The 12,210-nt window shown below is 46.5% G+C and carries 9 protein-coding genes; 8 read left to right on the forward strand and 1 reads right to left on the reverse strand.

From position 1 onward, the window contains the following. Positions 1-16: 16 nt before the first annotated feature. From NSS67_RS16520 to NSS67_RS16545, 6 genes are all read left to right on the forward strand, one after another. Complete coding sequence (locus NSS67_RS16520) at positions 17-793, forward strand: ABC transporter ATP-binding protein (protein WP_339314364.1); 777 nt, start codon at positions 17-19, stop codon at positions 791-793. Beyond that, positions 793-1,629, forward strand: coding sequence for an ABC transporter permease (locus NSS67_RS16525; RefSeq protein ID WP_339314366.1), 837 nt, complete (start codon positions 793-795; stop codon positions 1,627-1,629). Before NSS67_RS16520 ends, NSS67_RS16525 begins: the two co-directional genes overlap by 1 nt. A 95-nt stretch (positions 1,630-1,724) precedes the next feature. Further along, a complete protein-coding gene (locus tag NSS67_RS16530) occupies positions 1,725-2,711 on the forward strand; it encodes an aromatic acid exporter family protein (RefSeq protein WP_339314368.1) in 987 nt (328 codons plus the stop codon). A 167-nt stretch (positions 2,712-2,878) separates the two neighbouring features. Continuing rightward, positions 2,879-3,901 carry an HD-GYP domain-containing protein gene (locus tag NSS67_RS16535; RefSeq protein ID WP_339314370.1) on the forward strand — a complete coding sequence of 341 codons (1,023 nt, stop codon included), beginning with the start codon at positions 2,879-2,881 and terminating at the stop codon, positions 3,899-3,901. 225 nt (positions 3,902-4,126) lie between these two features. Then, complete coding sequence (locus tag NSS67_RS16540; RefSeq protein ID WP_339314372.1) at positions 4,127-4,684, forward strand: outer spore coat protein CotE; 558 nt, start codon at positions 4,127-4,129, stop codon at positions 4,682-4,684. Between the two features lie 724 nt (positions 4,685-5,408). After that, positions 5,409-6,260 carry a hypothetical protein gene (locus tag NSS67_RS16545; RefSeq protein WP_339314374.1) on the forward strand — a complete coding sequence of 284 codons (852 nt, stop codon included), beginning with the start codon at positions 5,409-5,411 and terminating at the stop codon, positions 6,258-6,260. A gap of 16 nt (positions 6,261-6,276) precedes the next feature. On the opposite strand, the gene NSS67_RS16550 is transcribed toward NSS67_RS16545, so the two are convergent. Continuing rightward, positions 6,277-7,074 carry a GNAT family N-acetyltransferase gene (locus NSS67_RS16550; protein WP_339314376.1) on the reverse strand — a complete coding sequence of 266 codons (798 nt, stop codon included), beginning with the start codon at positions 7,072-7,074 and terminating at the stop codon, positions 6,277-6,279. Between the two features lie 296 nt (positions 7,075-7,370). Here NSS67_RS16550 and mutS point away from each other — a divergent pair, with 296 nt between their 5' ends. Both mutS and mutL read left to right on the forward strand, forming a co-directional pair. Further along, positions 7,371-10,121, forward strand: coding sequence for a DNA mismatch repair protein MutS (gene mutS / locus NSS67_RS16555; RefSeq protein WP_339314377.1), 2,751 nt, complete (start codon positions 7,371-7,373; stop codon positions 10,119-10,121). 32 nt (positions 10,122-10,153) lie between these two features. Beyond that, positions 10,154-12,139, forward strand: coding sequence for a DNA mismatch repair endonuclease MutL (mutL, locus tag NSS67_RS16560; RefSeq protein ID WP_339314379.1), 1,986 nt, complete (start codon positions 10,154-10,156; stop codon positions 12,137-12,139). Positions 12,140-12,210: the final 71 nt, after the last annotated feature.

The raw sequence follows: 12,210 nt of genomic DNA on the forward strand, positions 1-12,210 counted from the left end.
GAAGGAGGGGCTGACAATGCTTCCAGTAGTGCAATTAAAGGGAGTAACGCATGCCTATCTTGGCGACCGTGAAGCTTCACTGGCCGTTGAGGACCTGAATCTTAATGTCGAGCAAGGAGAGTTCGTCAGCTTAGTTGGGCCAAGTGGCTGTGGCAAGACGACTCTTCTATCGATTATTGCAGGACTGCTGCAGCCTTCTCATGGCGAAATATTCGTAAATGGCCAACCGATTATGGGTCCTTCATCGGAGGTTGGTTATATGCTGCAGCAGGATTATCTTTTTCCTTGGCGGAGTATTCTGGACAATGCCATTCTTGGTCTAGAACTGACTGGAAGCTTGAACGAAGAGACTAGAAAGCGGACATTAGAGCTACTACAGGAGATGGGTTTAGAGGGAAAAGAGCACGCCTATCCTTCTCAGTTATCAGGTGGGATGCGGCAGAGAGTAGCTCTGGTGCGTACTCTGGCTACGAATCCTGGACTGCTTCTATTAGACGAGCCGTTCTCGGCGCTTGATTATCAGATCAAATTACAGCTTGAAGATTTGGTCTCTGAGACCTTACGGAGCAGGGGAACGACTGCAATATTAGTCACACATGATCTATCAGAAGCCATTGCGGTAAGCAGTAGGGTCATTCTTCTACAACGAAATCCAGGGAAGATTCGTAAAATATTTCTAGTTCCAGAGCAAATCCGGTCAGCACCTCCGCTGTATGCGCGTGATCAGCCAGGCTTTTCGGAGCTTTTTCATGAAATATGGAAAGAGATGGAGATTGCAGGGAGGGAAAGCTAATGAGGCATACGGAGCAATCGGGATTATTAGCTTCCCGTGAACAGTGGCTGCGGCAAATGCATGGCGATTATAAAAAAACGAAGAAACGCTGGCGCAATCAAGTGATTGTCGTGAGGAGCAGCCTGTTGCTGCTGTTCTTTGTGCTCTGGGAAGCTGGAGCAAGAATGGGTTGGATTGATGAGCTATTGTTCAGCTATCCGACAAAAATCTTCCGCCAGATCTGGGGAGATATGGTTAGTGGAAGCTTGTGGCCGCATTTGGGGATGACGGTAGGTGAGACTGCGGTAGGCTTTGTACTGGGAACACTGCTAGGGACACTGCTGGCTGTGATTATTTGGTGGTCTCCTTTTTTATCTGCGGTACTTGATCCGTATATGGTCGTATTTAACAGTATGCCGAAGGTGGCACTGGGGCCGATTTTTATCGTCATGTTCGGGGCCGGATTCACTGCTATCGTTGTTACTACTTTATCTATAACAGTGATTATTACGACGCTTGTTGTTTACAATAGTTTTTGCAGTGTGGATCCGAATTTAGTAAAGGTGGTCCGCTCCTTCGGAGCATCCAGAGTTCAGGTGTTTTTTAAAGTAATTCTTCCTGCCTCATTCGGAGCGGTGGTATCTACCCTAAAGGTGAATGTGGGGATGTCATGGGTAGGGGTTATCGTAGGTGAGTTTTTAGTAGCTAAATCCGGTCTGGGCTATCTGATTATTTATGGTTTCCAGGTATTTAATTTTACGCTGGTGATGTCCAGTCTTTTGATTATCGCAGCTGTAGCAACGGCAATGTACCAACTAGTGGTATATCTAGAGAAGCGATTGTTATCCAGGCGATGAACCTTATGTAATATTGTGTCCTTACACAAAATCTTGTAACATGTCTATATCTTTACCTATATATTGGGTTATTGCTTGTAAGGAGAGATAGGGTTATGGGATTTCGTGTGATTAAAACAGCAGCAGCGACGTTATTGTCCGTACTACTTGCGTCTGCAGCGGGTATACCTAATGCGCACAGTGCAGGCTTGCTAGCAATTTTGGGTGTAGAGGTTACTTTGAAAAGGAGTTTCCGAACGATAACGGCTCGTTTTTTAGCCTCGCTCGTGGGACTCTTTTTTGGCTGTATTCTATTCTGGCTACTAGGTTTCCATTATTGGGTACTTGGGCTGTATGTACTCGTAGGCTTCCCGATGATAGTAAAGACTGGATACAAAGAGGGGATTGTCACCAGCTCGGTTATCGTGTTTCGTGTGTTTGGACAAGCTGAGCTAACGTTCGATGTCCTGCTGCAGCAAATTGAGCTTCTGGCCATTGGTCTAGGTTCAGCAGGGTTAGTAAACATGGTTTACATGCCACAGACTGGTGGAGTAATTTATGGGATCCGTAAGGAAGTGGATCGCTATTTTTCGGTTATTTTTACCCAAATGGCCCGTACACTGCGTGATCCTGCGTATATCTGGGATGGCAAAGAATTAATTGATGCAGATAATGCAGTACAGCGGGGACTGACGGCTGCTACCCGTGAAATGGAGAATCATGTCATTCATCCAGATGGAGCGTGGAATGTTTATTTCTATATGCGGAAAGAGCAACTGGAATCGATTCAAAGTATGATGCAGCTGCTTTCTCAAGTGTATCGTCGTTTGCCACATGGGGAGATGGTTGCTGATTTATTCGACCAGCTTAGCGGGGATGTTCTTGCGGAAGAATATACTGGACGAACTGAACATTTGCTGGACGAATTAGAACGAGAATTCGAAGATATGGATCTGCCAGAGACGCGTGAGGAATTTGAAGTGCGCTCAGCTATTCTTCAGCTATGTAGGGAATTGGCACTTTATTTAAAGATAGCTAAACGACATAAAATCCCGGTTAGTTATAAGGCAGAGAAACGTCAGAACATTCGAAATAAAGTTTAATATTTAAGGCTTTAATTAACTGAAGTATTAACTATCACTGTCAAAATCACGATAACATATATATGAACTTAAAGTTGATCACAGGATATGATTAACGATTTTATGGTGAGTTCAAATTATAGCAGGAAGTTCGGTAGTCGAATTTTCCGCATTGGCAGGTGAGGCGTATGGACAAAGTTATGGATTCTTTTATCGGAAAACAGCTTGTAGCTAACCTTTTTAATGACAAAGGTGTATTTGTTTTACCCGCATTGACTTTATTAAGTGCTGAACATATACGATTGATCAGTCAACATAAGATCACCTTAGAGTCTCATGACGTCGTACAGCTGGACAGCGCGGAATTTTTCCAGCTTGCAATTGATGACTGCACAGCTGCAATAGAAAATATTTTTGAACAGATTCGTCATAACAAAAATAAACGAATTCCTATGCTTGAAGTTAGAAATGAAGTCATTCCGTTTATTCAGCAGGTAAGCGAAAAGAATGACTTCTACGGCGTATTGGCTGCATTGCAGTCCAAGGATGATTATACATACAGGCATAATGTAGCGGTTGGCATTTTATCTACATTGTTAGGGAAATGGCTTAAATTAAAGCCTGAGGATTTGAGCATGCTGACGATCGCAGCGACCCTTCATGATATCGGTAAAATGAGGATTCCGGATGAATTATTGACTAGGCCTGGCCCGTTGACCGATGAGGAGTACCAGCTTATGAAAAAGCATACGACTTATGGTTACGAGATGATCAGGGATACGATTGGAACGAATCATATGCAAGCGCTTGTAGCTCTACAGCATCATGAACGAATGGACGGCAGTGGGTATCCGTTTGGCGTGCTTGGCAATCGAATTACTGATTTCAGTAAAATTGTTGCAGTAACAGACGTGTTTCATGCGATGACATCCGACCGGTATTATCGTAAAGCATCACCTCTTTATGAAGTGTTGTTGCAGATGGAGGAAAATGTGTTTGGCAAGCTCGACCCTTATATTTGTAGAGTCTTTATTAATAAGTTAATGCAGTCAATGATAGGGAATGAGGTGGAATTGACAGATGGACGGACAGGAAAAATCATAATGATTCTTGCTAATGATCCACTGCGTCCACTCGTGAATATTGATGACGAATTTATTGATCTAAGTAAGCATAGATCCATTGGTATTATGCGCGTAATCCCGCAATAGCGGGCTTTATGAGGTTTTTTTTACGTTCAGAATGGATATGTAATAGGCTGGACCATTTTAGTAATCTACTCATATCTGCACAAATTTTGAAATAAAATGAACTATGAGTCTCCTGATAAAAGCCTCTGGAGGGCTTACTCAAATTTATTTATAGACTAACAATCAACAAATGCCTAGAACCTGCATACACTTGATAGTGAATGATTGTATGGAGGAGGTTTAAAGATGTCATTAAGCCATAAACGTCAAACAAGGGAGATCATTACGAAGGCAATTTGCGGCAAAGGTCGTAAGTTCTCTACAGCAACCCATACCGTGACTCCGCCACATCACCCGACTAGTATTTTGGGGGCTTGGATTATCAACCACCAGTACGAAGCGGTTGCCGCCGGGAACGGAATCGAAGTAATTGGTACTTACGATGTAAACATCTGGTACTCGTACGACAAGAACAAACAGACCGAGGTAGCTAAGGAAACGGTCTCCTATGTGGAGCTCATTCCGCTTTCGTACCTGGACACGAGACACCGCACTTCTACCGTTGAGGTCTCTGCGGAGGCAACGCAGGAACCCAACTGTGTGGAAGCGGGTGTATCGCCAGGCGGAGGCAGTGTGACACTTCGCGTAGAGCGCGAGTTCGAAGTGGAATTGGTGGCTGAGACCAAAGTCCGCGTGTATGTTACTGAGCAAAGTGATGATCTAGAAGACAAGGATTATGATTTTGACGGTGAAAGCTTCGATTACGATGATCTGGACCCTGACAATCTGGATGATGAGCTGTAAGGAAGGATACGCCGCCGTTAACTGAGTATCAATGGGTTATGGTCCATTATATGTAGGGAGGGCGGCGGCGTAGAGGGCGAATGCCCTCCTTTTTTTTATTTATTTTTAGGAAATAAGTTTACCGTCCTTATAAGTACAGTTATATCTGTGTAATTCAGGCTTCAATCTCGGATGGAAGGGATGGAGGGGCGAGAGGATGAATGAAGGGCATAAGGTGTATTCGGGATTGTCAGTAGCACAGAGAGAGTCCAGATTACTCCGGAGTGGTATTGAAGCTACGCTTACTTCGTCTAGCAAGCAGGAACTGTTACGAATGAAGGGCTCAGAAGCATCTCTGCGAAGAAACCAGACCTCTGGTGAAAGAAATCGCTTAGAAGATACATATGATATTCTGTCTGCCGATAAGGCCCATAAACAGTGTTATAAGATCCTCGTGTATAATTTGACCGTTCTTCAGATCACTCCACTTGGCGCAGGACTAGGAATGCGCCCAGCCTGTGACATGCTTTCTGGGGCTTTAAATGAGGATCGTGTTGATAGCAGCGAAGCAATGGGATCTGGATCAGGAGTGTGGCGCGGGGTAATGAAATTACTTCAGCGTATTGCCGTTAGGACTTTGTACAGCTTGGGGTTGGATAGCGGTGAGGTGCTGCTGAGGGCAATGGGGAACCGGAAGTATGTCGTGGAGCATGCAGCTCCACTTCAACAGACTTCCGGACGACGATTGCCAGAACCTTATCGTTCCGCAGCGATAGCGCTGGAACGGAGCCTTGCTCTGGAGCAGCCAGGCCGCAGCGGCCTGCTCATGGGCATGGACCCGGAGTTTATCATCCTCCGGGAGTCCACCGGCCGCGTCGTGCCTGCGTCGCGGTACCTGCCCACGGACGGCGTCGCAGGCTGCGACGCCGGACCTCCGGGAACGCGCGGGGCGTTCCCGGTCGCCGAGCTGCGCCCTCAGCCGCGCGGGGAACCGCGCGCGCTGCTGGCGCAGCTGATGTCCGCCGCGGCCACGGCGGACCGGCTCATCGCCGACCGCACGCTGCGCTGGCGGGCGGGAGGCATGCCGCTGACGGGCTGGGCCCTCGGCGGCCATTTGCACTTCAGCGGCGTGACGCTGACGGCGCCGCTGCTGCGTGCGCTCGACAACTATCTCGCGCTGCCCATGCTTCTGCTTGAGGACGTCCGCGCAGGTGCGCGTCGCCCTCGTTACGGCGTGCTCGGCGATTTCCGGACTCAGCCGTATGGCGGCTTTGAGTACCGAACCTTGCCGAGCTTCCTAGTATCCCCGGTCATCGCTAAAGGCGCGGTCTATCTGGCTCACCTTATTGTGAGCCATTATGAAGACCTGACGCTGCGCCCGCTCGACCGGGAAGACCTGCATATCGCCTATTATAGCGGCGATAAACCTCCGCTGCGCGCCGCAGTACCCTCTCTGCTAGCGCAGCTGCGCTCTCTAGGCGGCTACGAGAAGGCTGCACAATACATAGAGCCTTTATTTGAATATATTGCCGCTAAACGAACGTGGGATGAGTCTCGCGATATCCGCGAGCTTTGGTGCAGCAAAGTTAAAGCTTGAGATTATTCTAATTCATCTACATGTAGACGATAGTCCAAGAGCCGATATCCTGAAATCCCAGTCGTTTATAAATGACCCCAGCATGTGGGTTATCATAAAAGAGGCATAAAGATTTTCCTTCATGGAGCAAGTCTGTACATAGCTGTGCTACTACGTTTGTAGCTAATCCTTGCTCCCTGAATTCGTGATGCGTGGCAACCCCTACGACCATAGCTGACATAGAATTTTCCGCAGTTGTAGAAGCGGTGGCTATAACCTTTTCTTCGCGTTTCAAATAGTACGTGCGGCCGGTGCCACTGGCCAATGTTTTACGCAGGCTTATTCGCGATCCATCCCGACTGCTTTCAAACTCTTCTATAGTATCTGTAAGCGAACAAATCGCTTCTACATCCTGAACAGTTGCTCTTTTAATCCTCTCAGATGATGAAATGGAATCTTTAATTTTGGCATCCATTTCTTTCAGCTCAGCAAAGTACAAATGCTTTTCTTGTTTGAAATTAATGACTCCGTCAAAAGCCTTTACGATATCGGTTTTACCGGAAATCATATGAATGTCGTTATCTTTTCGCATAATTGTAGCGAATCCTTCCACATCAAACGGACCATCTGCATAGGGAAGATAGCTTCTATAGAAACGTAATAGAACGGCTTTCATAAGGCCCTCAGAGGGATCGATCTCTCCCCACAACTCCATGAAATCTTGATCAAACCCGAAATTCTCAATATCTCCAATGATGAACAAATTAAGAGCAGGCTCTTTCCGTAGCAAAGCCATTAGAAGTCCCAGATCATCCTCCGTGAGTCTTCGTATCATTTTGTATTCTCCTTTGATATTCTTATGAGCTGACACTCTGTGTTAAGATTTTACAATATAAAAATGCAGAAGAATATACCTCTTTCAGAAGAGGGATGGATGCTCGAAAGATTATGTAACGGTATTTTCCTCTATGCTTTAGTAATTGTGGAGAAAGTATAAGTTTCACCCTACACATTATCCTTATATTTCTCGCACAAACGCTTACCGTCCTTAAAGGGACGCCGAAGGCGTTTTTGCTTGGCCTACTTTCTGTTATAATGAAGGACAGCATTAAATAGGCATGGAGGTTGACCATGGCACAATATACGCCGATGATTGAGCAATATTTAAAGGTAAAGGAAGGGGCAAAGGATGCCTTCCTATTTTTTAGACTGGGCGATTTCTATGAAATGTTCTTTGAAGACGCCATATTGGCTTCTAAGGAGCTAGAAATAACATTGACAGGTCGCGAAGGTGGGGGCAAAGAGAAAATCCCGATGTGTGGAGTACCTTACCACGCTGCCGAGGGTTATATTCAACGCCTGATTGAAAAAGGATATAAAGTCGCTATTTGCGAGCAGTTAGAAGATGCTTCAGTCACTAAAGGAATGGTGAAGCGGGATATCGTACGTGTAGTGACACCAGGAACGGTTATGGATGGAAAAATCATTGCCGACAAAAGCAACAATTATCTCGTTTGTGTAACCGAAAGTGATGGGATGATGGCATTAGCGGCTTGTGATTTAACGACTGGTGAATTGTATGTTACTTCAGTCTTATCAGGTGCAGAGTGGCTGCGTGATGAGATTGGCATTTACGAACCGGCCGAGATCATCGGAGACCCTGCACTTTTGGAGCTTTTACGTGTTGAAACGCCACTGTTAGCGAAGCCTGTCGTGTATACGCCATGGGAGAAACGCGAGGAGGAGCTGGCACGTCGTCAGTTCGGTGAAGCCGCATGGGTACGTCTTGAGAAAGAACGCGGGCAATGTCTAGCACTGCTAATCTCTTATCTAAACGAGACACAGCGGCGTTCAATGGGACAGCTTAGTCAGATTTCTCCTTATGAACCCGGTAATTATATGATTCTTGATCCGTTCACCCGCCGAAATCTGGAGCTCACAGAGACGGTCCGAGAACGCTCCAAAAAAGGATCTCTACTTTGGCTGCTAGACCGTACCGAAACGTCCATGGGTGCACGCTTGTTACGTCGTAGAATAGATAAGCCGCTGCTGCAACGAGCTCCAATCGAACGTCGCCTTGAAGCGGTTGATTATTTGTACAATCAGTTTATTGTTCGTGAGGATTTACGTCTAGCACTTAAGGAAATTTATGATTTGGAGCGACTGGTTGGGCGTATTGCTTTTGGCAGTGCGAATGGTCGTGATATGAATGCCTTGAAGCTATCTCTGGCACAAATCCCTGCTTTGAAGGAATTATGTATGACTTCGGGATCTGCGACCTTACGCGAGATCGGTGCTAGTATGGATGAATGCGCTGAGATACGTGAGGATATAGACCGAGCTATTGTAGAGGATGCACCAGTGTCTGTGCGAGACGGAGGGATTATCCGATCTGGTTATCATGAGAGGCTGGACGAGCTACGAGAAGCAAGCAGTAATGGTAAACGTTGGATCGCAGAACTGGAAGCTAAGGAACGGCAAGCTACAGGCATCAAATCGCTGAAGATCGGCTATAACAAAATCTTCGGTTATTTTATAGAAATCACCAAATCTAATCTGGCCTCATTGCCGGAAGGGCGATACGAACGTAAACAGACGCTTGCAAATGCAGAACGATTTGTTACACCAGAGCTTAAGGAAAAAGAGGCTCTAATACTTGAAGCTCAGGATAAGATGACGGATTTGGAGTACAGCCTGTTTACCGAGCTACGCGATCGAATCAGTGGTCAAATTCCACGACTACAGAATCTTGCAGAAAAGGTAGCTGAAATTGATGTGTATCAATGTCTAGCGGCCGTCAGTGCAGAGCATCGCTTTGTGAAACCAGTTCTTTCTGATGGTTATGACCTTCGACTTGAAGGTGGTCGCCATCCTGTTGTGGAGGCAGTGCTGAAGGATACGGCATTTATAGCAAACGGAAGTACGCTCAGTAAGGAAGACGGAAATATTCTTTTGATTACGGGTCCTAATATGGCTGGGAAAAGTACCTATATGCGTCAGGTTGCACTCATTTGCATTATGGCTCAGATTGGTTGTTTCGTTCCAGCATCCTGCGCAGAAGTTCCGCTTATTGATCGAATCTTCACACGTATTGGGGCAGCCGACGATTTAATCGGAGGTCAGAGTACGTTCATGGTAGAAATGGCTGACATTCAGGTTATGACAGAGAAGGCAACAGCACGGAGTTTGATTATTATTGATGAGCTTGGAAGGGGAACCTCGACTAGTGAGGGGATGGCGATCGCACAAGCGGTGATTGAGTATGTACATGATACCATTTCTTGCAAAGCATTAGTTTCGACGCATTTTCATGAATTGGCTCACCTGGAAGAAAGCCTTAAAGGGTTGAAGAACTACTCGATGGCCGTTCAGGAGAGTGGCGATAAAGTAAACTTCCTGCGCAAGCTTGTTCCGGGAGCGGCAGACAGCAGCTATGGAATTTATTGTGCACGCCTTGCGGGTCTTCCTGAAGGGATCATTGATCGTGCTTACGGCTTGCTACAGAGCATTGAGCAGGCGGCTCATCCGGGTGGGTCCTCTATTCACTATGGGGGTGGACTAGAAGTTCAGGCAGCTGGAAAAGAGGTCGCAACTACATCTATCCAAGAACCTGTTAGTGTCATCGCAGAAACTTCCGGGATTACTGCGGACTCATACTCATCAGTAGCAGATGAAGTAGTACAACTGTCTATCTTTGGCGAGGAAGAACCACGAAAGAATCGTAAAGGTAGTGCACATCAGGTAGCGGTAACTGAGGTACAAGAGGATCCAGCGATAAAAGAATTCATCACTTCTGTGCGTAACGCAGATCTTATGAATATGACTCCACTGCAGGCTATGAGTCTGCTGAACGATCTGAAGATGAAAGCGAAGGATCTTTAATTATTGATTGCCTAGATAAGAGGTGAATGAAATTGGCCAAAATTCATATATTGGACGAGCATATTGCCAACCAGATTGCTGCGGGTGAAGTTGTGGAGCGGCCAGCTTCTGTTGTGAAGGAGCTGGTTGAGAATGCCATTGACGCAGGCAGCACGAGGATTGAGGTATCGGTAGAGGAAGGCGGTTTACAGAGCATCCGAGTAAAAGATAACGGTTCAGGGATCGAGGCTGAGGATTGCGAGACCGCTTTTTATCGCCATGCTACAAGTAAAATCGCTAATGGGCGAGATTTATTCCAGATTACTAGCTTAGGGTTCCGTGGGGAGGCACTTCCCAGTATTGCGGCGGTATCTAAAGTCTCTCTTCTGACGGCTACAGCGGATGACGGCAAAGGACGCCTGATTGATATTGAGGGTGGTAACTTAATTCGGAATGAGGACTCCCCTTCGGGGCGTGGGAGCGATCTTGCGGTTCGTGAATTGTTTTTTAATACGCCGGCAAGGCTGAAATATATGAAGAGTATCCAGACGGAGTTAGGTCATATATCGGATGCAATGTACCGAATGGCGCTGGCGCATCCTAGTATCTCTTTTACCTTGCATCATAATGGCAATCAGCTGCTGCATACACTCGGAAATGGTGATCTGTTACAGGTGATCGCAGCTGTATACGGAACTTCAGCAGCCAAGGCTATGCTGCCGATTACGGCTGAGGATTTGGATTACCGCATTTCTGGTTATATAAGCCGTCCAGAATGGACACGTTCAAATCGAAATGCTGTGACTACCATTGTGGGGGGACGTTATATTCGTAGCAATGGTCTGAACGCAGCGATCATGCGTGCTTATCATACTTTGCTTCCGATTAACCGATATCCGCTGCTGGTGCTCGAACTGGACATGCATCCTTCACTTGTGGATGTCAATGTTCATCCGGCCAAGCTGGAGGTTCGATTTAGTAAGGAGAATGAGCTTTACACGTTTGTTGAACAAGAAATTCGTAAAGTGTTGCTGGGGCAAAGCTTGATTCCGCGTCCTAGTAAAGAAACCATCGGGCCGAAGGGCAGCAGTTCATTTATACAGGAGCAGTTTGCTTTCTCCAAAGGGACAGCTCCGGCACCAACATCGACTGAGGTGGACAAGGATTCAGTTCCTCAGGGATCTGGAAGTTCCTTCAGTAGACAACAACAATCAAACATTGAGCTGAGCGCCCGTGAGTTCAGGAAGGAGGGGCTGGCTGATAATCCGATGACCTGTGAAGCGGCTCCATCCTATGGGACAGGCTATCAGTCTGCCTCTTCGCAAGGACGTCAAAGTAATGTGAGCAACAATTATTCTAATAGCTATCGCCCGCAAGAACCTGCAGCATCGCTGAAGCAATTCCCTACTGCCCAAGCGATATGGGCTCCACCGCAGCAGGAAGAACCGGGACTTCCGCCCTTCCCTGAACTAAATTATATCGGGCAGCATCATGGGACTTATATTATTGCTCAGAATGACGGAGGGCTGTATCTCATAGATCAACATGCAGCTCACGAACGCATAAATTACGAATATTTTTATGAGAAATTCGGTCGTCCTGAAGATGCTTCTCAGGATCTACTGTTGCCAATTACACTTGAGTTCACCCCTTCGGAAAGCCGTCAACTCAGTGAACGTCTACACTGGTTTCAGCAGGCTGGAGTTTACCTTGAGCATTTTGGTGGGCAGACCTTCCTGATCCGATCTTTGCCTTATTGGTTTCCTGAAGGCGAAGAGAAAGCGATCGTTGAAGAAATGGCGGAGTGGGTCTTGAGTGAACGAATGATTGACCTTGCGAAACTGCGAGAGAAGTCGTCTATTCTGTGTTCATGTAAAGCTTCAATTAAAGCTAACCAGAAACTAACAGAACAGGAAGTCGAGGCGTTGCTGTCTCGTCTGGCAGCATGTCGGCAGCCGTATACCTGTCCACATGGGCGACCCATTGTGATTTCTTTTTCATCCTATGATTTAGAGAAATTGTTCAAACGGGTGATGTAATTGTAAGTCTATATTAGTTGAACTTGAAATTTTTCTATTAAGGTAATTGCATGACTGCGGTGAATGCTTGG

It is taken from the genome of Paenibacillus sp. FSL R10-2734 (assembly GCF_037963865.1).
Taxonomy (GTDB): Bacteria; Bacillota; Bacilli; order Paenibacillales; family Paenibacillaceae; genus Paenibacillus_AQ.

Coding starts and splice junctions, on each gene's coding strand:
- NSS67_RS16540 (WP_339314372.1), top strand. CDS start 4,127: ATGTCATTAAGCCATAAACGTCAAACAAGGGAGATCATTACGAAGGCA.
- NSS67_RS16525 (WP_339314366.1), top strand. CDS start 793: ATGAGGCATACGGAGCAATCGGGATTATTAGCTTCCCGTGAACAGTGG.
- NSS67_RS16520 (WP_339314364.1), top strand. CDS start 17: ATGCTTCCAGTAGTGCAATTAAAGGGAGTAACGCATGCCTATCTTGGC.
- NSS67_RS16530 (WP_339314368.1), top strand. CDS start 1,725: ATGGGATTTCGTGTGATTAAAACAGCAGCAGCGACGTTATTGTCCGTA.
- NSS67_RS16535 (WP_339314370.1), top strand. CDS start 2,879: ATGGACAAAGTTATGGATTCTTTTATCGGAAAACAGCTTGTAGCTAAC.
- mutS (WP_339314377.1), top strand. CDS start 7,371: ATGGCACAATATACGCCGATGATTGAGCAATATTTAAAGGTAAAGGAA.
- NSS67_RS16550 (WP_339314376.1), bottom strand. CDS start 7,074: ATGATACGAAGACTCACGGAGGATGATCTGGGACTTCTAATGGCTTTG.